Source organism: Cyanobium sp. L1E-Cus (genome assembly GCF_024345755.1).
GTDB classification, from domain to species: Bacteria; Cyanobacteriota; Cyanobacteriia; order PCC-6307; family Cyanobiaceae; genus Cyanobium_A; species Cyanobium_A usitatum.
Genome location: NZ_JAGQBS010000010.1, coordinates 41,397 through 66,108, shown reverse-complemented (window position 1 = coordinate 66,108; position 24,712 = coordinate 41,397). Strand labels below are relative to the sequence as shown.

At 63.4% G+C, this 24,712-nt stretch carries 26 protein-coding genes; 10 read left to right on the top strand and 16 right to left on the bottom strand.

The window, feature by feature from the left end; all coding sequences use genetic code 11:
- Positions 1-23: 23 nt before the first annotated feature.
- Together KBZ22_RS10520 and KBZ22_RS10515 are read right to left on the bottom strand one after the other, a co-directional pair.
- Positions 24-2,015 carry an ABC transporter ATP-binding protein/permease gene (locus KBZ22_RS10520; RefSeq protein WP_255021931.1) on the bottom strand — a complete coding sequence of 664 codons (1,992 nt, stop codon included), beginning with the start codon at positions 2,013-2,015 and terminating at the stop codon, positions 24-26.
- A 38-nt stretch (positions 2,016-2,053) separates the two neighbouring features.
- A complete protein-coding gene (locus KBZ22_RS10515) occupies positions 2,054-2,395 on the bottom strand; it encodes a histidine triad nucleotide-binding protein (RefSeq protein ID WP_106632593.1) in 342 nt (113 codons plus the stop codon).
- A 56-nt stretch (positions 2,396-2,451) separates the two neighbouring features.
- Between KBZ22_RS10515 and KBZ22_RS10510 the strand changes: the two genes are divergently transcribed.
- A complete protein-coding gene (locus tag KBZ22_RS10510) occupies positions 2,452-4,041 on the top strand; it encodes a YifB family Mg chelatase-like AAA ATPase (RefSeq protein ID WP_255021930.1) in 1,590 nt (529 codons plus the stop codon).
- Between the two features lie 22 nt (positions 4,042-4,063).
- On the opposite strand, the gene rpsU is transcribed toward KBZ22_RS10510, so the two are convergent.
- From rpsU to def, 4 genes are all read right to left on the bottom strand, one after another.
- Complete coding sequence (gene rpsU, locus KBZ22_RS10505) at positions 4,064-4,234, bottom strand: 30S ribosomal protein S21 (RefSeq protein WP_010304532.1); 171 nt, start codon at positions 4,232-4,234, stop codon at positions 4,064-4,066.
- Positions 4,235-4,311: 77 nt separating this feature from the next.
- Positions 4,312-4,950 carry a DUF3747 domain-containing protein gene (locus KBZ22_RS10500; protein WP_255021929.1) on the bottom strand — a complete coding sequence of 213 codons (639 nt, stop codon included), beginning with the start codon at positions 4,948-4,950 and terminating at the stop codon, positions 4,312-4,314.
- 54 nt (positions 4,951-5,004) lie between these two features.
- On the bottom strand, positions 5,005-5,202 hold the full coding sequence (locus KBZ22_RS10495; RefSeq protein ID WP_254941524.1) for a hypothetical protein: 198 nt from the start codon (positions 5,200-5,202) through the stop codon (positions 5,005-5,007).
- Positions 5,203-5,214: 12 nt separating this feature from the next.
- Positions 5,215-5,799, bottom strand: coding sequence for a peptide deformylase (gene def / locus KBZ22_RS10490; RefSeq protein WP_106632630.1), 585 nt, complete (start codon positions 5,797-5,799; stop codon positions 5,215-5,217).
- Between the two features lie 88 nt (positions 5,800-5,887).
- Here def and KBZ22_RS10485 point away from each other — a divergent pair, with 88 nt between their 5' ends.
- Both KBZ22_RS10485 and KBZ22_RS10480 read left to right on the top strand, forming a co-directional pair.
- Entirely contained in the window at positions 5,888-7,831 is a 1,944-nt protein-coding gene (locus tag KBZ22_RS10485; RefSeq protein WP_255021928.1) for a prolyl oligopeptidase family serine peptidase, read from the top strand.
- Positions 7,828-9,198 (top strand): sodium:solute symporter, encoded by a 1,371-nt coding sequence (locus KBZ22_RS10480; RefSeq protein ID WP_255021927.1) that lies wholly within the window; start codon positions 7,828-7,830, stop codon positions 9,196-9,198. Before KBZ22_RS10485 ends, KBZ22_RS10480 begins: the two co-directional genes overlap by 4 nt.
- Here KBZ22_RS10480 and KBZ22_RS10475 read toward each other — a convergent pair.
- From KBZ22_RS10475 to KBZ22_RS10455, 5 genes are read right to left on the bottom strand one after another with little or no spacing between them, the layout of a single operon-like run.
- Entirely contained in the window at positions 9,180-9,836 is a 657-nt protein-coding gene (locus KBZ22_RS10475) for a class II aldolase/adducin family protein (protein WP_255021954.1), read from the bottom strand. The genes KBZ22_RS10480 and KBZ22_RS10475 overlap by 19 nt on opposite strands.
- Positions 9,829-10,929: an S-methyl-5-thioribose-1-phosphate isomerase gene (gene mtnA / locus KBZ22_RS10470; RefSeq protein ID WP_255021926.1), complete on the bottom strand. Its 1,101-nt coding sequence runs from the start codon at positions 10,927-10,929 to the stop codon at positions 9,829-9,831. Before mtnA ends, KBZ22_RS10475 begins: the two co-directional genes overlap by 8 nt.
- A 50-nt stretch (positions 10,930-10,979) precedes the next feature.
- The gene (locus tag KBZ22_RS10465; RefSeq protein ID WP_254999166.1) at positions 10,980-11,363 is read right to left on the bottom strand and encodes a HEPN domain-containing protein; all 384 of its coding nucleotides are present in this window, start codon (positions 11,361-11,363) and stop codon (positions 10,980-10,982) included.
- Positions 11,356-11,700, bottom strand: coding sequence for a nucleotidyltransferase domain-containing protein (locus KBZ22_RS10460; RefSeq protein WP_255021925.1), 345 nt, complete (start codon positions 11,698-11,700; stop codon positions 11,356-11,358). Before KBZ22_RS10460 ends, KBZ22_RS10465 begins: the two co-directional genes overlap by 8 nt.
- A gap of 48 nt (positions 11,701-11,748) precedes the next feature.
- Positions 11,749-12,294, bottom strand: a complete 546-nt coding sequence (locus tag KBZ22_RS10455; protein WP_255021924.1) for a DUF1543 domain-containing protein — start codon at positions 12,292-12,294, stop codon at positions 11,749-11,751.
- A 68-nt stretch (positions 12,295-12,362) separates the two neighbouring features.
- Here KBZ22_RS10455 and KBZ22_RS10450 point away from each other — a divergent pair, with 68 nt between their 5' ends.
- Complete coding sequence (locus KBZ22_RS10450; RefSeq protein ID WP_255021923.1) at positions 12,363-13,760, top strand: FAD-dependent oxidoreductase; 1,398 nt, start codon at positions 12,363-12,365, stop codon at positions 13,758-13,760.
- On the opposite strand, the gene KBZ22_RS10445 is transcribed toward KBZ22_RS10450, so the two are convergent.
- From KBZ22_RS10445 to KBZ22_RS10425, 5 genes are read right to left on the bottom strand one after another with little or no spacing between them, the layout of a single operon-like run.
- Positions 13,757-15,064 (bottom strand): SufS family cysteine desulfurase, encoded by a 1,308-nt coding sequence (locus KBZ22_RS10445; protein ID WP_255021922.1) that lies wholly within the window; start codon positions 15,062-15,064, stop codon positions 13,757-13,759. The two genes, KBZ22_RS10450 and KBZ22_RS10445, sit on opposite strands and share 4 nt — an antisense overlap.
- Entirely contained in the window at positions 15,061-16,158 is a 1,098-nt protein-coding gene (locus KBZ22_RS10440) for a SufD family Fe-S cluster assembly protein (protein WP_255021921.1), read from the bottom strand. The genes KBZ22_RS10445 and KBZ22_RS10440 overlap by 4 nt, the downstream gene beginning before the upstream one ends.
- Before the next feature lie 14 nt (positions 16,159-16,172).
- A complete protein-coding gene (gene sufC, locus KBZ22_RS10435; protein ID WP_255021920.1) occupies positions 16,173-16,976 on the bottom strand; it encodes a Fe-S cluster assembly ATPase SufC in 804 nt (267 codons plus the stop codon).
- A gap of 57 nt (positions 16,977-17,033) precedes the next feature.
- On the bottom strand, positions 17,034-18,473 hold the full coding sequence (gene sufB, locus KBZ22_RS10430) for a Fe-S cluster assembly protein SufB (RefSeq protein WP_255021919.1): 1,440 nt from the start codon (positions 18,471-18,473) through the stop codon (positions 17,034-17,036).
- 14 nt (positions 18,474-18,487) lie between these two features.
- A complete protein-coding gene (locus tag KBZ22_RS10425) occupies positions 18,488-18,874 on the bottom strand; it encodes a ferredoxin-thioredoxin reductase catalytic domain-containing protein (RefSeq protein ID WP_255021918.1) in 387 nt (128 codons plus the stop codon).
- A 210-nt stretch (positions 18,875-19,084) separates the two neighbouring features.
- Here KBZ22_RS10425 and sufR point away from each other — a divergent pair, with 210 nt between their 5' ends.
- From sufR to KBZ22_RS10395, 6 genes are all read left to right on the top strand, one after another.
- Complete coding sequence (gene sufR / locus KBZ22_RS10420; RefSeq protein WP_255021917.1) at positions 19,085-19,756, top strand: iron-sulfur cluster biosynthesis transcriptional regulator SufR; 672 nt, start codon at positions 19,085-19,087, stop codon at positions 19,754-19,756.
- A 391-nt stretch (positions 19,757-20,147) separates the two neighbouring features.
- Positions 20,148-20,756: a phycobiliprotein lyase gene (locus tag KBZ22_RS10415; RefSeq protein ID WP_255021953.1), complete on the top strand. Its 609-nt coding sequence runs from the start codon at positions 20,148-20,150 to the stop codon at positions 20,754-20,756.
- A 91-nt stretch (positions 20,757-20,847) separates the two neighbouring features.
- Complete coding sequence (locus KBZ22_RS10410; protein ID WP_255021916.1) at positions 20,848-21,609, top strand: phycobilisome rod-core linker polypeptide; 762 nt, start codon at positions 20,848-20,850, stop codon at positions 21,607-21,609.
- A gap of 185 nt (positions 21,610-21,794) precedes the next feature.
- Complete coding sequence (locus tag KBZ22_RS10405; protein ID WP_255021915.1) at positions 21,795-22,838, top strand: DUF4912 domain-containing protein; 1,044 nt, start codon at positions 21,795-21,797, stop codon at positions 22,836-22,838.
- Between the two features lie 8 nt (positions 22,839-22,846).
- Positions 22,847-23,029: a hypothetical protein gene (locus KBZ22_RS10400; RefSeq protein ID WP_255021956.1), complete on the top strand. Its 183-nt coding sequence runs from the start codon at positions 22,847-22,849 to the stop codon at positions 23,027-23,029.
- Positions 23,030-23,086: 57 nt separating this feature from the next.
- Entirely contained in the window at positions 23,087-24,460 is a 1,374-nt protein-coding gene (locus KBZ22_RS10395; protein WP_255021914.1) for a phosphatidylserine/phosphatidylglycerophosphate/cardiolipin synthase family protein, read from the top strand.
- The last annotated feature ends 252 nt before the right edge of the window (positions 24,461-24,712 follow it).

Genomic DNA, 24,712 nt, shown 5'->3' with positions numbered 1-24,712 from the left:
CAGGTAGGGGATCAGGTAGGGGATCAGGCGTGGCGGCCCACGTCATAGCCGGCCGCGGGTAGCAGCCGCCAGTTGCCGCTGCCATCGAGCTCGAGCACGGTGTCATGGAAGGCGGTGAGGGTGGGCCTATGACCGACGCTCACAAAAGCCATCTCCCGCTCAGCCAGCAGGCAATAAAGGTGACGCTCAGTTGCCACATCAAGGGCGCTGGTGGCCTCATCTAGGACAACAAAACTCGGTGAATTGAGCAGCAGACGTGCAAAGGCCAGTCGCTGCTGTTCACCTAAAGAAAGCAGGCGAGGCCAATCCTGAATGATGTCGAGATCGGGGTAGCGCCCAACAAGCTCGGGCAGCCGCACCTGCTCCAAAACATGACGCAACTGCTCGTCACTAAAGCGATCTGGTTGCAGCGGGTAGCAAAGCTGCTCGCGCAGGCTGCCAAGCAGCATGTAGGGCTTTTGGGGAATGAACAGCAGATCTCCCTCGCTGGGCCGCTCCACCCGACCAGCAGCCGGGGGCCACAGACCACTGACCATGCGCAGAAAAGAGGTTTTGCCGCAGCCCGATGGGCCCACAACCAGTAAACGCTGATGAAGATTCACCTCAACACTGAGGTCGCGGATCAAGGTGCGATTGGTGCGGGGCGGCACCAAATCGACATGGCTAACCAGGATCGAATTTCCACTGCTACCGGTGCTCGTGGCTGCCAACTGGGCTTCAAGCGCTGCAGCTTCAATGCCGATTGAATCAACCTTGCCCTGAAAACCCTCAAGACGGCTGATCGAAGCCGAGAAGGCCGCAAGACGATCAATATTATTAACAATATAGCTCACCGAAAATAACACCTGACTGAAAGCAATGCTTGCCTGGCCAAAGACTCCAAAATCGACATCTTTAGCGAAATAAATAGGGGCAATTACCAGCCAAGGCAGGAAGCGAGAAAAATAATCATAGGAACGCTGGATGACACTAATGAGCGCCTCCCAGATGATCAAGCGATCATAATTTCTAATAGCCCCTTCCAGCCTCCTGCCTGCCTCACGGCCCTCCTGTTGCTCGCCCCGATAGAAAGCAATGGATTCAGCGTTATCGCGAATATGAACCAGCCCATAGCGAAAATCAGCCTCCAGCTTCAGCTGTTGATAGTTCAAATTCACCAGCTTCCGGCTGGCAAAAACAATTAGACCTGTGCCACCAACAGAGTAGACAAGAAGCACCAAGGCCAACTTGTCGCTGATAGTCCACAATACAATTATAAAACTCACGAAAGTGAGCAGGGCGGATATTATCTCAACCGTGACACTGAGACTGGTGCCAGTAAAACTGGCCGCGTCTTGCGAAATGCGCTGATCGGGGTTATCAATCTCCTCGATTGACTCATCATTCGGATTGAGAACGTAATAAGCCCGATTTGAAAGATATCGGCTCAACAGACGGCCGCTCAGCCACTCGCGCCACAGCAGGCCAAGCTTGGGTATTAAATAACTTTGAATAGCCCTGATCGGCAGGGCTATAACCAAGCAAAAAGCATAAATAGCAACGATCTTCCAAAACTCCTCAGCCTTATAGCCGACTAGAGCATTTTCAATATTGCGAGCTACATAGCTAATCCCCACGTTGATGCCATTGATAACCAGGATCAGCAAGGTGATCACCGCCATCAACAGCCAAGGCAACCAGCGCCCGTGACGCAACTTGCCTCGGAAAGCCACAAAACAGCCCAGCCCTCCGGCCAGCAGCACCATCACCAGCGGCCCGATCGGGCTGTTCCAAATTGCTGCCACCTGCTCGGGCACCCCGGGCAGGAAACGGCTGCGCAATTCGGGAATCACGGCGCCGGTCAGGGCCAAAACCCCAGTGAGCAGCAACAAGGTGCTACCTACGACCACCGCAAGCAATGCCACCACCAGCAGAAGAAACTGCCAGCTCTTGGTGTCGTCTACTGGCAGGAAATAGGGCTGGGCCAGGCGTTGCAACTTCGCCAGTTGACCGCGAAGAGCCTTGAGGGGGTTCATGGGGCAGGTCGGATCAGGTCATTGTCGCGGGCCCGCGGTCAGCCCGGGGGCCAGGCCAGCGGACGCCCACCAATCACATGCACATGCAGGTGAAACACGGTCTGGCCCGCATCCGCACCGCTGTTGATCACGGTGCGGAAGTCTTGGAGCCCCTCCTGCTTGGCCACCTTGGCGGCCACCAGTAGGAGGTGACCCAGCAGGTTCTGGTGCTCGGCTTGGGCCTCGGAAAGCTGGGGGATGGGCTCCCGGGGAATCACCAACACATGGACTGGAGCCTGGGGCGTTACGTCGCGGAAAGCCAGGCAATGCTCATCGGCATACACCTGATCGCAGGGGATCTCGCCGCGGAGGATGCGCCCAAAGATCGTGTCTTGGCTCACAAAAGCAACGGGGGTGGGACAGGGGTGGCACTAACGATTTAGTAGCCCATGGCGTGATGTTGGCACGGTGCAAGACGGCAGCGCTGCAGGGTCTGGAGGCCAGGCCAGTGCTGGTGGAGGTGGATCTGGCTCCCGGCTTGCCGGGCCTGCAGCTGGTGGGCCTGGCCGATGCGGCTGTGCAAGAAGCCCGGGAGCGTGTGCGCTCGGCCATTCGCCACAGCAGCCTGAAGGTGCCGCTGACGCGGGTGGTGGTGAATCTGGCCCCCGCCGACCTGCGCAAGGAGGGGCCGGCTTTTGACCTGCCGATCGCCCTGGGCCTGCTACTGGCCAGTGGCCAGCTGGATGCCGCCAGCAACAACGAGATTTGGAGCGCCGGCGAGCTGGGGCTGGACGGCAGCTTGCGGCCGATCCGGGGGGTGCTGGCAATTGCGATTGCAGCCCGGAACCATGGCGCCCGGGCCTTGGTCGTGCCCCAGGCCAATGCCTGGGAGGCCGCATTGGTGGAGGGGCTGCGGGTGTGGGGCGCCGCCGATCTCGGCCAGGCCTTATGGCGACTGCAGCATCCGCGGGCCCGTCCGGCCGCCCCTGCCCGTACCCCCGCCACCGCCATAGCCCCTGCCCCCGCCCTTAAACCAGCCAAGGCGCCGATAACCGCCAGGCCCGCAGCTGAAGATCTTGCCGACGTCAAAGGGCAGCCCCACGGCCGCCGGGCCCTGGAGATCGCCGCAGCCGGAGGCCACCACCTGCTGCTCTGCGGCCCACCCGGCAGCGGCAAAACAATGCTGGCCCAGCGACTGGCGGGGCTGCTACCCCCGCTCGATCCAGCGGAGGCCCTTGAGCTCACCGCCGTCCACTCGGTGGCGGGACTGCTGGACAGCAGCCAGGGCTTGCTGCAAACGCGCCCGTTTCGCTGCCCCCACCACAGCTGCTCCGGGCCGGGGCTCATCGGTGGAGGTGGCCAACCCAGACCAGGAGAGCTGGCCCTGGCCCACCACGGAGTGCTGTTTCTCGATGAGCTGGCCGAATTTCGCCGGTCCGTGCTCGACCAATTGCGCCAGCCCCTAGAAGACGGCGAAGTCTGGATTCACCGCGCCCGCCAGCGAACTCGCTTCCCCTGCCGCATCACCCTGGTGGCCGCGGCCAATCCCTGCCCCTGTGGCTGGTTTGGCGACCCAGAGCGCAGCTGCAGCTGCGGGGAGGGCCAGCGGCGGCGCTACTGGGGCCGGTTGTCGGGCCCCCTGCTGGATCGCATTGATTTGCAGGTGGTGATGAGACGGCCATCCAGCGCCGCCCTAACGGCACCGTTTAGGGACCAGGGCGGCAGCCCGGCCAGCGACGAATCAACCGCTGAGGTGCGAGCAAGAGTCCGCCGGGCCCGGGCCCACATGGCTGCCCGCAATCCCGGGGGCTGCTGCAACAGCCGCATCGCCGGAGGTCAGCTACAGCAAGTGCTTCAACTGGAAAGCGAAGCCTTAAAAGTGTGGGAGGCTGCGATTCAGCACCGGCAGCTCAGTGCCCGGGCTGGCGCCAGGCTGCTGCGGGTTGCCCAAACGATCGCCGACCTAAACGATCAAGCCAGCATTGGCGCAACGGCAATTGCCGAAGCGCTTACCTACCGGTCGTTTGATCAAGGGATATCTCGCTAAGCGGGAGACCAGATCAAAGCGATCAACGGCGGCGGCGGCGCTGCTGGGCCTTGCGCTTGTACTTCTCAACAGGTGTCTCGTGGTGACGCAGACGCTTTAGGTCAGCGAAGATGCCCGCCTTAGACACCTGGCGCTTGAAGCGACGCAGGGCCGATTCAATCCCTTCGTTTTCGCCGACGGTGACCTGGGTCATGAAGCGCTGCGCTGCTCACAGAGCTTGCCAATGTAGCAACTGCCTTTCCTGGCTGACCACTCCCCCCTGCTTCGAGGTCAGCGCTTGGTGCCAGAGAGGCCTGAAATGGGGCTGGGCGCAACTACCGGCAGCCCAGGCTGGATCGCAGCATCAGGCCAGGTATCGCGGTAGAGATACACGTGGCCCAGATTGCGACCGCCGTAGGCCCGGCGCTTGAGCTGCCAGCCCGGTTCAAACACCAACTGGAGGAAGCCAGCGCCCTGGCCCTTAGTGCGAGCAACTAGCATTTCTGGACCCGCCCCGGCCTTGGTTGGCACGGCCAGAAGCACGTTGTCGCCGCTCTGACGCAGAACTGTTAGGCGGTAACTCGTGGCCAGATCTGCACCGCCGACTCGCACCGAGTAGCCGTTGGCATCGATGAAGCGGCTGCAGATGCCGCTGAAATCAAAAGTTGCAAGAAGGGGGCTCACCGGAGCTGGTGACCCTGGGGCCACGGCAAAACAAGGCCGGGTCGGCTTGACCTGCTCATAGATGTTGAGTTGGGCGCGGACGCCATCGCCGATGGGCGCTGCCACCAGAACAAAACGCTCCTGGCTGAGATCCGCAGCTTGAAACAGGGCGCTGGCCACCGCTGGGGTGGCACCAAATGCCACCCCAGCGGCGAAAGCTCCAGCCGCCAGGGGGAGGGAATTGACACCCAGATGGGGCAATCTCATCACGGCATTGGCAAGCGACATGTGCTTAATCGTATGCACGGTATCCGGCAAGGTCTAGGCCGGCTTATTGATCCGGATGGCCACCAACAGGGCCGCAACCGTGCCGGGCAGGCTCAGACCCAGGATCCAGAGGGTGGTCTGCTGTCCCAGATCGGGGTCGCCGTAGGCGAGCTCAAACACCGAGCCCGTGGAGGCGATGCCAAGTATGCAGGCAAGAGCCAGGAACAAGCCGGCCAGGGGTTTCATTGGCATGGAGAAGAACGATCAGCGGATGGAACGGACATCTGCCCGTTGAAAACCCTTTTCCAGCAGACCTTCATTGAGGCTGAGCTCATCGGTGACCCGGTCAACAAAAAGCACACCTTCGAGGTGGTCCATCTCGTGCTGGATGCAGCGGGCCAGGAGACCATCAGCCTTGACCCGTTGGGGGCGGCCCATCTCGTCGCGATAGCTGACCTCGACCGTGGCCGGGCGAACCACATTCAGGTAAACGCCAGGAATGCTGAGGCAGCCTTCCTCATAAGTCTCGATTGCAGCACCGAAGCAGGCGATCTCGGGATTGATCAAAACCATCGGCGCCGCAGCGGCATTCTCGGGATCAAGATCGATCACCAGTAGCTGCTTATGCACTCCCACCTGGGGTGCCGCCAAACCGATGCCCTTGGCCGCGTACATGCTGCGCAGCATGTCCCGGGCCAGATCTCGCACACTCTCATCAACCTTGCTGATGCGCTTGGCAGGGGTGCGCAGCACCCCATCGCCAAGGGTGTGGATCGTGAGGGGGGACTCCTCAAGGGCATCTTTGGGCACTTGAACGCCGCGGCTGGCCTGAACGGCGGAGCGTGCCATCTGGGCAAAGCTGCCGGCTGAACTGCGGGCCAACGCGATACTTGATCGAACGACATCCACTTTAAGTCGTTATCCCTCGGTGCATGCGGTGGCTGACCCCCCTGGAGCCCTTCCCGCCGCTGTTGTGGTGGGCCAAACCCCCAGCCTGCGGGAGCCACGGCTACTAGACGGGGTGCTCTATTGGCTAGAGCAGCGACCCCATGAAGGGGGGCGCACGACCCTGCTGCGACGCTTGGGGCCAGACCAGCCAGCAGAGGAGCTAACCCCTGGCAGCTGGAATCTGCGCAGCCGGGTGCATGAATACGGTGGCGGCAGTACGGCCCTGGGCCACAGGAGCGATGGCCGGCCAGTAGCAGTGTTCAGCCACGACGGTGACCGCTGCCTCTGGCTGCTGGAGCTCGATGGCAGCGATCGCCAGCCGCGACGGCTCAGCCCACCAGGTGGCTACGGCGGCGGCTTGATCGATGCCGGCCGCGACCGCTGGATCGGCGTGCAGGAAAGCGGCAGTGATAAAGGTGCTGGCTGCGACCAGCTGGTGGCTGTTGGGCTGGAAGGTGGCGAGCCCCAGCCGTTGGTGGTGCCAGCCGACTTCTGCGGCTACCCGGCCCTGAGCCCCTCCGGCGCAGGGCTGGCCTGGGTGGAGTGGCAGCAGCCCTTCATGCCCTGGGAGCGCAGCCAGCTCTGGCTGGGGCACTTCGATGAGGCAGGCCAGCTCAGCGGCCGCCGCCTGGTCGCAGGATCGGGGGTGGAACCAAACCCGAACATTTCGGTGTTCCAGCCACTCTGGTGCGGGCCCCACCTGGTGGTGGCAAACGATCGCTCAGGCTTCTGGAACCTCGAACAGCTCGACAACGCCGAGGGATTCGACGCAGAGACCCTCGGCGCAGAGACCCTGAGCGCAGAGGCGCCGCTTGCCTGGCGGCCGCTGCTGCCCATGCAGGCGGAATTCGGCCTGCCCCAGTGGGTTTTCGGCATGGGCACCCAGGCCTGGGATGGCGAGCAGCTGCTGGCCATCGCCTGCCTGCAGGGGCGCTGGCAGCTGGGCCGCGTGGAGCTGCCGAGCCAGAGCGGAGGTGCCGGCCAGTGGCAGCCCCTGGCCATCCCCTTTGATGATCTGGCTGGTATTTGTGCCGAACGGGGACGGCTGGCCTGCATCGCCGCTTCAGCAACTGAACCAGCGGGCCTGCTCGAGCTGGACCTGGCCAGCGGCAACTGGTGGCATAGCCCTGCTGCCGCCTGCCCTCTGGCGCCGCAGGCGATCAGCCTGCCGCAGGAGCTGTGGTTTGAGGGCCACGGCGGCGCCCGCAGCCACGCCTGGTTTTACCCCCCAGCCGGGGGAGCCCACCGGGAGGCACCCTTGCTGGTGAAAAGCCACAGCGGCCCCACCGCCATGGCCCGCACGGCCCTGAACTTGGCCATTCAGTTTTGGACAACTCGAGGCTGGGGGGTGGTGGATGTGAACTACGGCGGCTCGACCGGCTTCGGCCGCGCCTATCGGCAGCGGCTCGCTGGCCAGTGGGGCGTGGTGGATGTGGACGATTGCGCCGCAGCAGCCCAGAGCCTGGTGGCGGCGGGCCAGGCCGATCCCGACCGCATCGCCATCGAAGGCGGGAGTGCCGGCGGCTTCACCACCCTGGCCGCCCTGTGCTTTACGGACGTATTTCGCGCCGGCGCGAGCCGCTACGGCGTAGCCGACCCCAGCGCGTTGGCGTCTGAGAGCCATCGCTTTGAAGCCCGCTATCTCGATGGGCTGATCGGCCCCTGGCCGGAAGCGCGCGCCACCTACGAGGCCCGCTCACCGCTGGCCCACGCCGATCAAATCCGCTGCCCGGTGATCTTTTTTCAGGGCCTCGATGACAAGGTGGTGCCACCGGAGCAGACCGACCGCATGGCAGCAGCGCTCGAAGCCAACGCCATCCCGGTGGAGGTGCACTGCTTCCCGCAGGAGGGCCACGGTTTCCGCGATGGTGCCACCTTGATCCGCGTCCTGGAAGCCACTGAGGCTTTCTTCCGCCGGCACTTCAACCTGTGATCGCAACCTTGGCGAGCGACCTGCTGCCCAGCTTCGGCTGGTTGGCCCTGGCCCTGGCCTGCCTCAGCCTGATCCTGGCGGTGGGGCGAGCCCTTGGGGCCCGCTTGCAGCTGCGACTCTGGGGCATCCCCGAAGCCCTGCTGGCCGGACTGCTGGGCCTGCTACTGGCCCCGGGCGGCCCCCTGCCGCTGCTGCCTCCTCAGGTGATGCAGCTATGGGCCGATCTGCCGCTGGTGCTGCTCACCCTGGTGTTTGGCTCGCTGTTGCTCGGCAAACCCCTGCCCAAACTGGAGGGGCTGTGGCGGCCGGTGTCGGGGCAGGTGTCGCTGGCGCTGGTGCTGGCCTTTGGGCAATACGTGGTGGGGGGACTGGCGGTGCTGCTGGTGCTGCAGCCCTGGCTTGGGGTGAGCCCGGTGATGGCCTGCCTGATCGAGGTGGCCTACGAGGGGGGCCATGGCTCCGCCGCGGCGATGGGGCCGAGCTATGCGGCCCTGGGCTTTCCCGGCGGCCAGGCTTTGGGATTAGCTATGGCCACGGTGGGGCTGCTGAGCTCCACTTTGGTGGGGGGGCTGGTGGTGGTGCTGGCCCGCAGCCGCGGCTGGCTGCTGGCCGATGCCCCAGGCAGCGCAGCCAGCAAGCCAACCAGCACGGCCAGCGGCGATTCCGGTGGCGTGGCGGCCAGGGCAGCGGCTTGGGCGGTGAACCTGGCCCTGGCGGGCATGGCCGTGCTCACGGGCGTGGCGCTACTGGCCGGATTGCGCTGGCTCACCTCTGGGCTGGGGGATGGCGTTGCCAGCGTTGTTGATGCGCTGCCGGTGTTTCCGCTAGCGATCGTGGGGTCGCTGCTGGTGCGTTTAGCGCTGGAGCGCAGCGGCAAAGCCCATTGGGCCTCTTCAGCGGTGCAAGGCCAGGTGGGCACCCTTTCAGCAGATTTGCTGATCACCGCCGCCACCGCCGGGCTGGATCTGGCCCTGCTCAAGGCCGACTGGCTGCCGCTCACGGTGCTTGCCCTAGGCGGCCTGCTGTGGAACCTGGCGGTGACCCTGCTCCTAGCACCGCGGCTGCTGCCCGCCGACTGGTTTGAGCGGGCGGTGATTGAGTTTGGCCAGGCCACGGGAGTGGCGGCCAGCGGCCTGCTGCTGCTGCGCATGGCCGATCCAGACGACCGCAGCGACGCCCTGCCGGCCTTCTCGATCAAGCAGCTGATGTTGCAGCCCTTTCTGGCCGGAGGGGTGGTGACGGTGGTGGCCCCCCTGGCGGTGGCGGGCTGGGGGCTGCCGCTTTGGACCGGCTTCTGTTTTGCCCTGGTGCTGCTGTTTGGCGGCACCGGGCTTTGGCTGGCGCGGACTCAGGCGCCGGCCCCGTAGTGCAGGGAGCGGAACTGCTGGTGCACGGCGGCCATCTGGGCGGCGCTCAACAGCGGAGGCTCGCCGAGCTGCAGGGCCTGCAGATACATCTGGGCCAGGGTTTCCACCTCAACGGCGATGCGCAGGGCCTGATCGAGGCTGGTGCCGAGTGTGACCTGGCCGTGCTGGGCCAGCAGGCAGGCCAGCCGGCCATCAAGGGCCTGCACAGAAAGGGCCGAAAGCTCGGCGGTTCCAAAGGTGGCGTAGCCGGCGCAGCGGATGTCATCGCCGCCGGCCACGGCGGTCATGTAATGAAAGGGGGGGATGGGGCGGCCATGGCAGGCCAGGGCCGTGGCATGGATCGAGTGGCAATGCAGCACCGCCTGGATCTCAGGCCGGCTGGCCAGGAGATCGGCGTGCAGCCGCCACTCGGAGGAGGGCCGCCGCTGAGCCGCCGGCGCCGCGAGGGGCTGACCGCTGCCATTAATCGCCACCAGGTCCTGCGGCTGCATCTGCTCAAAGGGCAGGGAGCTGGGCGTGATCAGCAGACCACCTGGGATCCGCACCGAAAGGTTGCCGGAGGTGCCCTGGTTGAGCCCGCTGGCGTTTAGGCACCGGGCCACCTCCACGAGCTGCTGGCGCAGCACCTGCTCAGTCATTGCCATAAAGCTCCTGCAACCCAGCCTCGGTGGCCGCTGCCACGCCCCGCTCGGTGATCAGGCCCGTCACCAGCCGCGCCGGCGTGACATCGAAGGCCGGGTTGAAGCCGGCGCTGCCCGTTGGCGTCAGCTGCACGGTCGTGATCGCGCCATCGGCGCCACGCCCCTGGATGTGGGTCACCTCCTCGGCACTGCGGGCCTCGATCGGGATTTCAGCCACGCCATCGCCAATCGTCCAGTCGATCGTGGAGGCGGGCAGGGCCACATAAAAGGGCACGCCGTTGTCGTGGGCGGCCAGGGCCTTGAGATAGGTGCCGATCTTGTTGCACACATCGCCGCGGCGGGTGGTGCGATCAGTACCCACGATCACCGCATCCACCTGGCCGTGCTGCATCAGGTGGCCGCCGGCGTTATCCACGATCACGGTGTGGGGCACGCCCTCCTTAGCCAGCTCATAGGCCGTGAGCGAGGCACCCTGGTTGCGGGGGCGAGTCTCATCCACCCACACATGGATAGGAAGCCCGGCTCGGTGGGCTTTGTAAATGGGAGCGAGGGCCGTGCCCCAGTCCACCGTGGCCAGCCAGCCAGCGTTGCAATGGGTGAGCACATTGAGAGTGGTGCCGGGCCTGGCCGCCACCAGCTGCTGGAAGATCGCCAGGCCGTGCTCGCCGATGGCCTCGCACATGGCCACGTCCTCATCGGCGATCGCCGCGGCCTCCACCTTGGCCGCATCGGCCCGCTCGGCCGACGCCAGCGGCTGCACCTTGGCCCGCACCCGCTCCAGGGCCCAGCGCAGGTTGATCGCCGTGGGCCGGGTGGCATTGAGTTGCTCGAAGGCGGCCGCCAGGGAGGTGTCGCCCGGATCGGCCTGCAGGGCCAGCATCAACCCATAGGCGCCTGTCACACCTATGAGAGGCGCCCCGCGCACCACCATCGTGCGGATCGCGTCTGCCGCCTCATCGCAGCTGCGTAGGGTGCGCGTCGTGAACCGGTGCGGCAGCAGGGTCTGATCGATAACACCGATCGAGTAGGAGCCCAAGCCGCCGTCCGGCTCTAGCCAGATCGTGCGCCAGGCCTTGCCGTCGATGTTCATGGCTGCATGTGGAGCGAAATCAGACCCTGATCATCCCTGGGGGGGTGAATTCAAGCCCCAGGCCAAGGCGCCTCCACCTGCCTCAACAGGTTTTCGACCAGATCGAAGCAGGCCAGCCAATTGGGGGGCTCAACCTCAAGTTCATCGTCGTAACGCAATTGCACCGCAAAGAAATTGAGCTCAGTGAGGCTCTCGTATTCAGCAGTGGCTTTGCCCAATTCCTGCAACAGATCCAACAGCGCACCCAGGTCATGGGTGAAAGGAGCCTCTCCTCCAGCCACTTGAATCCAGGCCTTCAGGGCCTTTTCCGCTGCTTGCTGGAGCAAGAAACCAATGCTGCTGCCACGAAAACCAGAGAACTCCCACATGCGCCGAGCCTCAAGAAGATCGGCCCGTGCAATGCGCAGGTAGCGACTGGCGTCGGCATCAGCCATCGAGCACGATCCCCTCACGGCACGCCACCGTGGTCACCGCCTGACGACAGGAGCTACGAGCAGCCACCTCACTCTGGGAGTACAGCAATAGATCAAGAGGCAAACGGTGGCTTGAAAGCTTTCGGCTCAGCCGACCGAGAACCACAAGCCGACTGTGCTGCGCCAGCCAGGCATCCGGGACGATGATTAACAGATCTGCATCGGAATCTGGACGCCCCTGGCCGCGAGCCCGGGATCCAAACAGGCGCACGTCCGACTGAGGGATCTCAGCCCGAATCGCAGCCGCGATCTGAAGAATTCGAGGATCGACAACAGACGTAATGGCGCTTGCAGTCATTGGATCAGTCTGCCTGCTGCTGCGAGCGCTGCAGCGGCCCCAATCACCTCAAATCAGCCGGTAGCCAAACCAATCCGGCACCTGGCTCTGGCTCAGGCCCTCCGGGTGGGGTTCCAGCTGCACATGCCAGCGCTCGCCGCCCAGCAGCTCCAGCTGCTCGATCGCCAGGCAGTCGTCTACGGCCACCAGATCATCCTTGTGCTGCTGCAGGGCACCGCGCAGCCACTGGCGCTTAGCCGCCGCCTTGGCCGCCTGGGGTGAGCGGGCCACCACCAGGCCGAAGTGGTGCAGCTCCGCTAGGCAATCGGGGCGGTAGGCGCCCAGGTTGACAAACCACAGCCGCTCGGGCCGGGGCGCGGCCGGCTCGCGCCCGAGGCTCACCGCAAAGCCATCCACCGCTCGCACCGCCAGGTAGCTGTCCAGGTGCAGGCCCTCACGCCTCCCGAACCACTGCCGCCGCAGCTCCGGAAGCGCCGATTCGATCGTGGCGCCGGCCACGAAGCGCACGTCGTGGAGCTCGATATGGCAGCCCAGCGCCCGGCCGCCCAGCACCGCCAGAAACAAGTCGGCCCGGCCCGGGCTCTCAGAAATCATCGAAACCCCAACGCCCCTCGCTGCCAAAGCTTGCCAATCTGGGCGCAATGCCCCCGGCCGATCAAGCCATGACTAAAAAGGTGGATGTGCTGATCGTGGGCGCCGGGCTCTCGGGCCTGGTGGCTGCCCGCCGGCTGCAAAGCGCCGGCCGCGCTGTGCGGGTGCTGGAAGCCCGGAACCGGGTGGGCGGGCGCATGCTGAGCAGCACCAGCGCCAATGGCAGCGTCATTGACCTGGGCGGCCAGTGGGGCGGCGCCAGCCACCACCGCTTCGCGGCCCTGCTGGATGAGCTGGCACTCGAGCGCTTTGCCAGCCACTACGGCGACCGCGGCGTCTTCCACTGGCGCGGCAACAGGGTGGAAGCACCCCTGGCAAAAGACTTTGCGTCAAGCCATCTCTTCTTTAACCCTGAGAGCCTCGGCCTGACTGCAGCGGAGCTGGACGCCTTTCAGCTCCTGCAGCGGGCCTTCACCGCCCTGGTGGCCCAAGTGGATCCTCTCCAGCCTTGGCGCACCCCCGATGCCGAGCAGCTCGACCGCCTCACGGTGGCGCAGTGGGCCGAGCGCCACACCACCGTCCCCCTAGCCCGCCTACCCCTCGACTGGCTTTGCCGCATGGGCGGCTCCGGCGGCTTTGAACCCTGGGAGGCTTCGATCCTGCACCTGGCCTGGACCCAGGCCGTCGCCCCCCAGGCGGAGAGCCCGGAGGCCTGGCTGGTGCGCGGTGGGGCCGGAGCTGTTGCCCAGCGGCTGGCCTCAACCCTGGAGGCCCAAGCGCCCGGCAGCCTGCTGCTGAACCGGGCCGTGCAAGCCATCGTTCAAAACAGCAACGGCGTTTGCCTGCTGGACAGCAGCGGGGAGCGGCATCACGCCGCCAGCGCCATCGTGGCCATCCCGCCACCGCTGCGGCTGGCGATCCGCTTCGAGCCGGCCCTGCCCGCAGCCCTTAGCTCCCTGCTGCAGCGCTCACCCATGGGAGCAATGATCAAAATTCTGGCCATCTATGCCCGGCCCTTCTGGCGCGAGCAGGGCCTCAACGGCCTGGGGAGCGGCGATCTGCCGTTCCTGGAGCTCACCGCCGACAGCGGACCTCCGGAAGGCCAGCCGGCCGTGTTAGCCGGCTTCGTCGCTGGCGAGCGCGCCCTGAGGCTTGGCGCCATGCCAGCCCTGCAGCGGCGGCAGCTGGTCATTGACGATCTAGTGGCCTACTGGGGGCCAGATGCGGCAAAGCCGCTTGAGCTGGTGGAGCAGGACTGGAACAAGGAGCCCTGGAGCGGCGGCGCCTTTACCAGCTTCGTGATCCCTGGCACCTGGACGGGCCCAGCCCGGCTAGTAGCTGCCAATCACGGCCGGGTGATCTGGGCGGGCAGCGAGGCTTCCCCCCGCTGGCCGGGCTATTTCGAGGGAGCAATCGAAGCCGGTGAACTGGCGGCCGCCACTGCCCTGGACGAATTACCAGCCAACTAGCTGTGCTCGCGCAGAAAGGTGATCGTGCCCTCAAGCTCCTCAGCGAAGCGGTCGATCTCTTCAGGGGTGGTTGTGAAGCCCAGGCTGGCTCTGGCTGAGCCGGGGAGGCCGTAGAGGCGGTGCAGGGGCTGGGTGCAGTGATGGCCGCTGCGGATGCAGATGCCGGCTGAATCCAGCAGGGCGGAGATGTCGTTGGCGTGCAGGCCATCCACCGTGAATGCCGCCAGGGCGCCGCGATCGGGTTGCTGATCGGGGGTGGGACCCAAGATGCGGACCCCCTCGATCGCCTGGAGACGCGCAAACAGCTGGCGGGTGAGCAGCTGCTCCCAGGCGTGGATGCGTTCGAGACCAATGGCACTGAGGTAGTCGAGGGCGGCACCCATGCCGATCGCCTCGCCGATAGCCGGGGTGCCCGCCTCAAATTTGTGCGGCAATTCGGCCCAGCTGCTGTGATCGAGGTACACGTCCTGGATCATCTCGCCTCCGCCCAGGAAGGGCGGCATCGACTCCAGCAGAGCCTCGCGGGCCCAAAGAAAGCCCATGCCTGTGGGGCCGCAAAGCTTATGGGAGCTGCCCACCAAGAAATCACAGCCCAGCCGGGCCACATTCACCACCAGGTGGGGCAGGCTCTGACAGGCATCCACCAGCACCAGAGCCCCGGCGGCGTGGGCCAGCTCCACCACTTGCTCAATCGGATTGAGGCAGCCGAGGGTATTGCTCACCTGCACCAGGCTTACGAGCTTGGTGCGCTCGCTGATCTGGCCGCGCAGATCCTCCAGATCCAGCTCACCGCTCTCGGTGAGGCCCGCATGGCGCAGCACGCAGCCAGTGCGCGCCGCCAGCAGCTGCCAGGGGACCAGGTTGGAGTGGTGCTCCATCACCGTGAGCAACACCTCATCACCGGGGTCCAGGTTGGCCTCGCCCCAGCTGCGAGCCACCAAGTTGATCGCCTCGCTGGCATTGCGGGTGAACACGATTTCTCGCGCATTGGCCGCACCGATGAAGGTGGCAGTTTTGCTGCGGGCTGCCTCAAAGCCTTCAGTAGCGCGAGCACTGAGCTGGTGGGCGCCGCGGTGCACGTTGGCGTTGTCGTGGTCGTAGTAGTGCTGCAGGGCCGCCAATACCTGACGGGGCTTCTGGCTGGTGGCGGCGTAATCGAGGTAGATCAGCGGCTGGCCAAGGCAAGCCGTTTGGGCCAGCAGGGGGAAATCAGGCCGGGTGAGGGCAGCAAGATTCGGCGTAACCACCTCAAGGCTGGTGGGAGATGCGGTGGTGGTTACTGCTGCGCTGGAGGTGGTGGTCATGGATGCTCCCGCAGCAGCAGCTTTAGCGGATTCAGGGCCGCCGCCGCCGCGGGAAGCTCGCGCAACACCTCCTCGCAATAGCCCCGCAACAGCAACCGTGAGGCTTGTTCAGCGCCAATACCCCGGCTCTGCAGATAAAAAAGCTCGTTTTGCTGGAGCCGACTAATCGTGGCGCCGTGGGCGCACTTGACATCGTCCGCGACGATTTCAAGCTCGGGTTTGGTATCCACTCGAGCCCGATCGGAGAGCAACAGGCTGCGGCTGAGCTGGGTGGCGTTGGTTTGCTGGGCGCTGCGCGGCACACGCACAGCCCCGTTGAACACGCTGCGTCCGGCCCCATCAGCTACCACCTTGTGGAGCTGATCGAGCTGGCCATCGGGGCCTTCAAAACGCACTTGGCTGTGGGTGTCGGCCAGCTCCTGGCCATCCACCAGCTGCAGGGCCCGCAGCCGGGTGTGGGCCGCTCCCTCGAGCTGGCTGATGCAGGGCTCGAGCCGGCTCAGGGCCCAACCCCCAACCGCGGTGGTGACTTGCAGGGAGCTGGCGGGGGCCTGAGTGATCGACAGGTGGCTGAGCAGGCTGGCGCGGGCATCGCCAGGCGCCAGTAACCCCAGATTGAGCTGGGCGCCGCGGCCAAGCTGGGCCACCGCTACCAAGCTGGTGGCATTGGGGCCACTGGAGCCGTGCTGAATAAGCAGCTCCAGGCTGGCGCCCTCCTCAAGCACGAGCACCAGCTGCAGTGCCCGCAGACCCGGCTCCGCGCCGGCGTCAAAATGCAATTGCAACGGATCTGCTGCTCCAGCCACCCGCAAGGCCAGACAGCGGGGCGAAGCGCCTTGATTAAGCCGCACCGACCAAGCATCGGTGCCGCCTGTGGCTTTGAGCACCTGCTGCTGCAAACCCTGCGCCTGATCAGCTCCGATGCGGCTAATGCCAGCGGGCAAGCTGAGTTGGGCGAATGGATCGACACCACTCCAGAGCTCGGGCGCCAAGGCTTCTAGGGCAGCCAGGCCAGTGAATCGCCACTCCTCCTGACTTCGCCCCGGCAGGGGAGCGCCAGCAAGTTGGGTGAGCCAATCGGCAGTATTTGGCATAACCGCAGCTGGCATCACAGCACCTCCGCAGGTTCCTGGCCCAGGCTGGCCAGCGCCTGATCCACCCATTCGTAACCAGTGCGCTCAAGCTCCAAGGCCAGCTCCTTGCCTCCGGTGCGCAGGATCCGGCCCGCAGCCATCACATGGACGTAATCGGGGGTGATCAGATCCAGCAGGCGCTGGTAGTGGGTGATCAGCAAGGTGGCATTTTCGGGGCCAGCTAGTTGATTAACGCCATCAGCCACGATGCGTAGAGCATCGATATCGAGGCCAGAATCGGTTTCATCGAGGATCGCCACCAAAGGCTCAAGTAGGGCCATCTGCAAGATCTCGTTGCGCTTTTTCTCGCCACCGGAGAAGCCTTCGTTGACACTGCGATCTAAGAAGGCCGGATCCATTTGCACCACCTTGAGGCGCTCGCGCACAAGGTCCTCGAAAGCAAAGGTGTCCAGCTCCTCCTCACCCATTTGAGCGCGGCGGGCGTTAGTGGACACCCGTAGGAATTCAAGGTTGCTAACCCCCGGGATCTCCACCGGATATTGAAATCCCAGGAATAAGCCCAAGCGGGAGCGCTGTTCTGGCGCTAGCTCAAGCAGGTCTGAGCCCATATATGAAACCGACCCGGCTGTGACCGTGTAGGCGGGATGGCCGGCCAGCACTTTGGAAAGTGTGCTTTTGCCACTGCCATTACGCCCCATCACTGCGTGGATTTCACCAGCTCGGATCGTGAGGTTCACCCCCTTAAGGATTGGCTGCTCCTCAACCCGCGCGTGCAAGTCAGAAATTTCGAGCAATACCGGGGAGTCTGGGCGAATCACAGCAGGTAAGGAAAGGCGGGAAAGGGGGAACGAACAGATAGAACAGACCGGCGCGGCTCAGCCCACGGATCCCTCGAGCTTGAGGGCAAGCAATTTGTCTGCCTCAGCAGCAAATTCCATTGGCAGTTGATTGAACACGTCGCGGCAAAAACCGCTGACCATCATCGAAACAGCCTCTTCAAAACCAATGCCCCGGCTTTGCAGATAAAAGAGTTGGTCTGCGGAGATGCGGCAAGTGCTTGCCTCATGCTCCACTGCGGCATCCGGTTGCTGAGAGCGGATATAGGGGTAGGTATTAGCGCCAGCCTGATCGCCAATCAACATCGAATCGCACTGGCTGTAATTCTTAGCCCCTACCGCTTTAGGCCCGATTTGGACAAGGCCGCGATAGCTATTAGAAGAATGACCAGCGCTGATGCCTTTACTGACAATGGTTGAGCGGGTCCTCGGACCGACGTGAATCATCTTGGTACCAGTATCAGCCTGCTGATAGTTATTAGTGAGGGCAACTGAATAAAATTCGCCCACCGAATCAGCACCTTGCAGCACACAACTGGGATACTTCCAAGTGATTGCTGATCCAGTTTCCACCTGAGTCCAACTAATTCGGCTGCGGTCGCCCCGGCACTGGCCACGCTTTGTCACGAAGTTATAAATGCCACCTACGCCATGCTCGTCACCGGCGTACCAGTTCTGAACCGTTGAGTATTTGATAGAAGCATCATCAAGTACTACCAACTCCACAACGGCTGCATGGAGTTGATTGGTATCAAACATAGGGGCCGTGCACCCCTCCAAGTAGCTAACCGAAGCACCCTCTTCGGCGATAATCAAAGTGCGCTCAAACTGACCAGTATCGGCAGAATTGATCCGGAAGTAAGTGGACAACTCCATCGGGCAGGCCACACCCTTGGGTATAAAAACAAAAGAACCATCACTAAAAACCGCAGAATTTAGGGCCGCAAAATAGTTGTCATTACTTGGAACGACTGTGCCAAGATATTTCTCTACCAAGCCTGGATATTCTTTTACAGCCTCACTAATTGAGCAGAAAACAACCCCATGCTCTGCAAGCTTTTCACGATAGGTGGTGGCGATTGAGACACTGTCAAAAACAGCATCAACTGCCACGTTGGAGAGGCGCTTCTGCTCACTTAGGGGGATGCCAAGCTTTTCGAATGTTTCCAGCAGCTTGGGATCGACCTCGTCAAGACTGGCTTTTTTCTCCTGCTGCTTAGGAGCTGCGTAGTAAATAATATTTTGATAATCAATCGGCGGGTAACCCAGTGCCGCCCAATCTGGTGACTGCATATTCAGCCATTGGCGGTAGGCCCGCAGCCGAAAAGCCAATAAAAACTCAGGCTCACTTTTCTTGGAGGAGATCAGACGCACAACGTCTTCACTCAGACCCTTGGCGATCTTTTCAGTTTCAATATCAGTAACGAAACCGTGCTTATACGGCTGTGAAACTAGATCGCCAACGGTTGCAGTACTCATTGAGGTAAACCGACTCAGCTGGCAGTAAGGGCTTTAACTTCGTCTAGGGAAATTGTCTGTTGGTCACCACGGAAAGCATTGTCCTCGGTGAGAAACAGCATGCAGTGGCACTCTTTACGCTCCCGCATGGGCACGCAAGGGCAGTTCCAAAAGGCTTGGGAAACCTCTGCCTGCTTGTCCTCGTAATGACGGCAGGGGCATAGGGCACCACCAAGCTCATCCTTGTGCTTGGCCAAGCCAGCAAGCACCACCGCGGTCACACCGGGATCACTACAAAAGTAAGTACCGGTGCGCTGCGCGTAGGTTTCAGCAAACTTTCGGATCACCTCCAAGCTGTCGGTGTGCGCCGGCGAGCTCCCTGCGGGGCTCTCAGCGGTCGAACTGGCCGGAGTGTCGGACATGGCTCGAAAGGGAAGGTGATCAGAAGGCGGTAGTCAAACAGCACCTCGGAATCCGGTGCCATCGGCAGCTAGCAATCGGATTTGCCGGCAGACCATTACGAAACCAATTTGTTTCGTTAGTGAATGAGCCTAAGACACCAAGGCTGCCAGCGGGGCCCAATCCCCAACCTCCCGCCAGTCGTGGCATCGTTGTCTCAACCGGCCTTTGCCGTGAGCGCCATTCCCGAAATCATTCACCAGCACGCCGATCCGGCATCCACCCGGGATACGGTCCTCACCTTGCTGGTTAGGCATGGAGAGGCCACCGCGAGCGCCCTAGCCGCACACCTGGCGATGTCGGTGCAGGTTGTGCGTCGCCATTTGCGGGGCCTAGAAGACGATGGCCTGGTCGAGGCAAGTCCTTCGGCGGAGGGTCCGGGCAGGCCCAGTAATTATTGGCGCCTTACCGCCAAGGGGCAGGGGCAATTTCCCGATGGCAGCGACCATTTCGCCCTCGGCCTGCTGCAATCTCTGGCTGGCAACCTGCCACCTGAAACCCTGCAGGGACTCCTAGAACTTCAAGCCATTCAGCAGGCTGACGCCTACCGCCACCGCATCGGCGCTGGCTCGCTTCAAGAGCGACTGGAGCAACTAGTGGATCTACGCCGGCAAGAGGGCTACCTGGCGGAATGTTCCCAAGATGCCGGCAACCCTCAAGCCTGGATGCTCAGTGAATTTCACTGTTCCGTGATGCGCATCGCCGAGCAATTCCCCTGCATCTGCGACCAAGAGCTACAGCTAATTCGCTACACCTTTCCCGACTGTCAGGTGGATCGGGTGCAATGGCGCTTGGAGAAGGGTCACTCTTGCGGCTTTCGCCTGACTCCCTGCCGTGACGACTGAAGCACAGCCACCCCAGGCCCAAAGTCCGCTTTCAGCAGCAGAACTGGCGGAGCTGGAGGCCACCCTCCTGCCTGCCTTGGAGCGGCACCATCTGCGCCTTCTGGCCCACAGCCTGCGCAGCCTGCAGGCGATCGCAGCCCACCAGCCCGCAGGGGCCCTGCCAGGCCGTGACGCGATGCGCGCCTGGGCCAGCCAGCAGCCCGCGCTCGCCGACGCCCCCTGCTTCCAGGCAGTTCTGGTGGAGCAGTTAGAGGCGGCGGGCGGGCAGCTGCAGCAACTGGCCGCAACCCTGAACCGGGCGCCATTGACCCTAGAGCTGGGCGACCTAATCGCCGCGGCTTGCGATCATCGCCACAGCCACAGCCCCAGCCCCGGCACGCCAGTGAGCGAAATCCATTCCGAGTCGATCGCCGACGCCCTCAGCTTTTTCCGCCTTAGCTGCGGTCGCTGGCGCTCCCAGCGCAGCAGCCATCACCTGCTGCACCGGCGAGCTGAGGCGGGCGGCTCCTTTATTGAGGTGGTGGAGATCGCCGCGGCCGACCCCCGCCTGATCGCCATCGCCGAGCTCCACGGCGAAAATCCCGCCGGCCTCGCTGGGGGCTGCCGGGTGACCTGGAACGCCTCAATGGCGTGGGATAAGGCAGGAGAAGCCCACGAGGGGGAAAGCGTTTTCGGCTTGATCCCCACCGATGAGCTCGGCCGGTCCGGCCTGCTTTTGCGCGACCGCGGCTACGCCGAAACCGCCCCCGTGGCAGGTCATTTCGCCATGGACGAGCGCGACGGTCTACTGCTCACCACCGGCTACGAAACCATGGCCAGCCTGGAGCGATTCAGCTTTGCCGGCCCCAACGTGCGTCTGCGCACCAGCACGGTGGAGGGCCTCTCCAATACGGCGTCCTTCTGCGTCGAGACACGGCTGCTAGACAGCCCGCAGCCTGGGGCCAAACCCCCAGCCCAAGAGCCCGTTTCCGAGCAGCCCCTGTCTCCCCTGGGATGGTGACGAACGTTACGGACTGTGAGCCCTGTCTCGGCCAGCCGAACCCGGCCGCGGCTGCACTTCTACGATCAGCAACGACGGATGATGAAGTTGTGTGGCCCTGCCCCTCCTGAAATACGCGCCCACTACCCAAAACTCGCGGGTTGACCCGCTTCGGGTGGGTTCGGATGAGGACCCCAAACCCATGTCCATGGACAGGGCAATGGATCCCAAAGACCTAAATCTGGTCATTGAGTCGTGTTACCGACAGATTTTCTTTTATGCCTTCAAGGTCGACCGCAACTCGACATTGGAGAGCCAGCTGCGCAACGGCCAAATGAGTGTGCGGGATTTCATTCGCTCCCTGTGTCTCTCAGACACCTTCACCCGCAGCTTCTACAACCTGAACAGCAATTACCGAGTGGTGCGCCACCTGGTGGAAAAGCTGCTGGGTCGCCCCACCCACGGCAGGTCTGAGGAGATCGCCTGGGCGGCCGTGCTGATGACCCGCGGGGTCAAGGGCATGGTTGACGACATCCTCAACGGCCAGGAATACCTGGACGCCTTCGGTTACGACACCGTTCCCTTCCACCGCAACCGCGTGGTGGGCTCCCGCGATCTGGGCGAAACCCCCTTCAACATCACCACTCCGCGATACGAGGCCTATTACCGCGGCATCTTGGGCTTCCCCCAACTTGTGTACACCGGCACCGCCAAAACGATCCCCGCTCGCTCCGGTCAGCGCCGTGGCGGCTTCCCCGAGGACTACCTCCCCTGGGTGCGCAATCTGCCTGCAATGCGCAGCCAAGGCGCTGCATCCGGCAGCGTCAGCATGGACTATCTGTCCAAGGTTCCTTACCGCAGCATCGGCCGCTGAAGCCAGTCTCCAACTAAATCCCCGGGCGGTCAAAAGGCCGCCCTTTTTTATGGGCCATCAGCACCCAGGCCGTCAGCATCTACTGACGGCTCTAGATCGAGCTACCCGAGTCAGGAGAAACTCGTCCACACTGATCCCAAAAGAAATCTGTTGCTGTGACTCAAGCATTCACCGCATTGGCACGCATGACCCTGCGTCAGCTTCGCCAGGTCGCTAGCGACCTTGGGGTGGGCTTGTACAGCCGTAAGTCCAAGGATGAACTCCTGGCAGCCATCAATGATCGCCAGGATGAGGAGGACACGCCTATCAGTCTCAAGGCAATCGAAGCAGAGCTACCCCCAGCTCCCCGCCCCAGCTCAGCAAATACCAGCGTCGTATTTCTGCCCCGCGATCCCCAGTGGGCCTACGTGTTCTGGGATATCTCCCAAAGCGATCGGGCCTCAGCCCTGGCAACTGGTGCCTCCCAGCTTTGTCTGCGCGTCGCCGACGTAACTGGCCTGCCCGGCGGCTCAGCCCACCCCCACACCCTGCAGGAAGTGGTGGTCGACAGCCATGCCACCGAGTGGTACTTGCCAGTGCCCCTGTGCGATCGGGATTACCGGGTGGAACTCGGCTACCGCAAAGGCGGCGGCGGCTGGATATCCCTGGCCTTCTCTTCAGTGGCACGGGTACCGGCCCAGCACCCCAGCGAGCAAATACTCGATCAGTTCGTGCCCTTTTCGCTGGACACGGCTCCAGCCATCCTGCCGATGCCGGTGGAGCCAGCCGATTCAGGACTGCACGAACGCCTATATCAAACAGCTACAGCCCGCTGGCGCAGTCTTGGCAGGGGTTCTGAGGCTTTCCATGAGCTAGAGGCAGCCGGCCTAGACACCAGTGAACTCAACACCTCTGGTGCCGGCATCTGGGCCAGTGGCCGCAACGCCTCCGGCATCGGCGGGGTCGCCTCCCGTCAACGCTCGTTCTGGCTTGTGGCTGATGCTGAGCTGATTGTCTATGGGGCCACCGATCCCGCTGCCCGCCTCACCATTGGCGGTGAGGAGGTGCCCCTTTCCGCCGATGGCACCTTCCGGGTGCAAGTGCCCTTCCGCGATGGTCAGCAGCTTTATCCGATCGAGGCGGTCGCCGCCGATGGCGAGCAGAAGCGCAACATCACCCTGGAATTCAGCCGCTCTACCCCTGAGGACAACAGCAACCCAGCCGAAAAGGCCGTAAGCGAATGGTTCTAAATCGAGCCTTGGCGCTGAAGCGCTCAGCCGTCGCCCTCACACCGATGGCAGGAGCCTTGGCATTTCCGCTGATTGTGCCGGTTGTGTTGATGCGCTTCGGCCTGCCAGCAGCCATGCTCAGCGCTGTGTTGATTGGTACTGGTTGGTTCGTGGTGATGCTGCGGACCGCCGAGATGCCCGGCCACCACTAGATAAAGCCCCAGATTGATCCGATGTGGGAACCCTGGGTACAACCGCCCAGGGCTGCAATGGCCAACCTTTCGCCGCGCCACCCCTTCGCCTGGGCAAGCCTTGTGAGCTTGGCTTTAGCTGGCTGCAGCGCAGACGCCCAGCTACTGGGCCAGTCAGCCCAGCCCAAGCCCCTGCCCAAGGGGATCGAGCTGGCCTTCAACCACGCCGAAACCAGCCGCTACCGCAGCCCGATCAACGGTCAATGGCGTCAGGGCGACGATCTCGAGGCTTTCGTGCTGGCAAGTATTCAGTCGGCGCGGCGGGAAATCCTGGTAGCGGTTCAGGAGCTGTCGCTGCCGAAGCTGGCCGAAGCGCTGGCGGCTAAGCACCGCGAGGGGCTGACAGTGAAGGTGGTGCTGGAAAACACCTACAGCAGCCCCTGGAGCGAAGAACATCCGGCCGATCTGGCCCCACACCAACGCACCCGCCATGAACAGCTCAAGGCCCTCGGTTGGGGAGACGCTGTGGCGATCCTGCAGCGGGCCGGCGTGCCCCTGATCGATGACACCGCCGATGGCAGCGCTGGCAGTGGCCTCATGCATCACAAGTTCATGGTGGTGGACAGGGCGGTGGTGGTGACCGGCTCAGCCAATTTCACCCCCTCCTGCATCCACGGCGATCCGGGTGCAGACCGCAGCCGCGGCAACGTCAACCACCTGCTGCGCCTGCGCAGCCATGAGCTGGCCAACTCCTTTGTGGCCGAGTTTGAGCGGATGTGGGGCGACGGCCCCGGCGGCCAGCCAGACAGCCGCTTTGGGCTGGGCAAGGGCGGCGGAGCCCCCCAAAAGTTGCTGGTGGGGGCAACGCCGGTGACGGTCCTGTTCGCCCCCCATCGTCGTAGCGATCCCCACCAGGGTCTGCTGGTGTTGGAGAAGTTGCTCTCCGGCAGCCGCAAGCAGCTGGATCTCGCCCTATTCGTACTCTCTGAACAACGGCTGGCCGATGTCATGGCCCGCCTGCAGGCGCAGGGGGTGGCCATCCGGCTACTGGCCGATCCCGGCTTTGCGAACCGCGCCTTCAGCGAAGTGCTCGATCTGCTCGGCACCCAACTGCCCGATCACCGCTGCGGCGTGGAGGCGGCGAACCGCCCCTGGCAGCGCCCCCTGGAGAGTGTCGGCACACCACGCCTGGCCAGCGGCGACAAACTGCACCACAAGCTGGCTGTGATCGACAACCGCACCGTGATCACCGGCTCCTTCAACTGGAGCCCCTCAGCCGCCCACCAGAACGACGAAACCCTGCTGGTGTTTGAGTCCCCCCTGCTCGCCGAGCACTTCACCTCTGAAATCAATCGGCTCTGGAAAGGCGCTGAGCTCGGCATCACAGAGCGGCTGCAACGCAAGCAAGAACGGCAACGCACCCGCTGCGGCAGCGGGGTGCAAAGGGGATAAGCGGGAAGAAGTGGGAACAACAACAAGCTCGCTCGGCAGCAGCTCCTGACCAGCGCCTGGATGACCCTGCGGAGGGGTTACTCGTTCGGCAGTAGCTAAGCCGAACTCAAGGCAAGGACGACTACTGGAGTCGCAAGTGAGTCTGCTGCTGAAATCGCAGCATCAAGGGAACTTATCGAAAATATTTTTTACCTAAGGAGACTCTGGTCAACGAGGGTTTGACGCCGGCAACACAGACCAATTTTGAGGATG

Excerpts from the sequence above, each read along its gene's own strand:
- KBZ22_RS10405 (WP_255021915.1), top strand. The coding sequence starts at position 21,795 with ATGACCCTGCGTCAGCTTCGCCAGGTCGCTAGCGACCTTGGGGTGGGC.
- def (WP_106632630.1), bottom strand. The coding sequence starts at position 5,799 with ATGGCACGCTCCGCCGTTCAGGCCAGCCGCGGCGTTCAAGTGCCCAAA.
- mtnA (WP_255021926.1), bottom strand. The coding sequence starts at position 10,929 with ATGAACATCGACGGCAAGGCCTGGCGCACGATCTGGCTAGAGCCGGAC.
- KBZ22_RS10445 (WP_255021922.1), bottom strand. The coding sequence starts at position 15,064 with ATGACCACCACCTCCAGCGCAGCAGTAACCACCACCGCATCTCCCACC.
- KBZ22_RS10520 (WP_255021931.1), bottom strand. The coding sequence starts at position 2,015 with ATGAACCCCCTCAAGGCTCTTCGCGGTCAACTGGCGAAGTTGCAACGC.
- KBZ22_RS10465 (WP_254999166.1), bottom strand. The coding sequence starts at position 11,363 with ATGGCTGATGCCGACGCCAGTCGCTACCTGCGCATTGCACGGGCCGAT.
- sufB (WP_255021919.1), bottom strand. The coding sequence starts at position 18,473 with ATGAGTACTGCAACCGTTGGCGATCTAGTTTCACAGCCGTATAAGCAC.
- KBZ22_RS10495 (WP_254941524.1), bottom strand. The coding sequence starts at position 5,202 with ATGCCAATGAAACCCCTGGCCGGCTTGTTCCTGGCTCTTGCCTGCATA.
- KBZ22_RS10450 (WP_255021923.1), top strand. The coding sequence starts at position 12,363 with ATGACTAAAAAGGTGGATGTGCTGATCGTGGGCGCCGGGCTCTCGGGC.
- KBZ22_RS10510 (WP_255021930.1), top strand. The coding sequence starts at position 2,452 with ATGTTGGCACGGTGCAAGACGGCAGCGCTGCAGGGTCTGGAGGCCAGG.
- KBZ22_RS10500 (WP_255021929.1), bottom strand. The coding sequence starts at position 4,950 with ATGAGATTGCCCCATCTGGGTGTCAATTCCCTCCCCCTGGCGGCTGGA.
- rpsU (WP_010304532.1), bottom strand. The coding sequence starts at position 4,234 with ATGACCCAGGTCACCGTCGGCGAAAACGAAGGGATTGAATCGGCCCTG.
- KBZ22_RS10475 (WP_255021954.1), bottom strand. The coding sequence starts at position 9,836 with ATGACTGAGCAGGTGCTGCGCCAGCAGCTCGTGGAGGTGGCCCGGTGC.
- KBZ22_RS10460 (WP_255021925.1), bottom strand. The coding sequence starts at position 11,700 with ATGACTGCAAGCGCCATTACGTCTGTTGTCGATCCTCGAATTCTTCAG.
- KBZ22_RS10425 (WP_255021918.1), bottom strand. The coding sequence starts at position 18,874 with ATGTCCGACACTCCGGCCAGTTCGACCGCTGAGAGCCCCGCAGGGAGC.
- KBZ22_RS10455 (WP_255021924.1), bottom strand. The coding sequence starts at position 12,294 with ATGATTTCTGAGAGCCCGGGCCGGGCCGACTTGTTTCTGGCGGTGCTG.
- KBZ22_RS10440 (WP_255021921.1), bottom strand. The coding sequence starts at position 16,158 with ATGCCAAATACTGCCGATTGGCTCACCCAACTTGCTGGCGCTCCCCTG.
- KBZ22_RS10395 (WP_255021914.1), top strand. The coding sequence starts at position 23,087 with ATGGCCAACCTTTCGCCGCGCCACCCCTTCGCCTGGGCAAGCCTTGTG.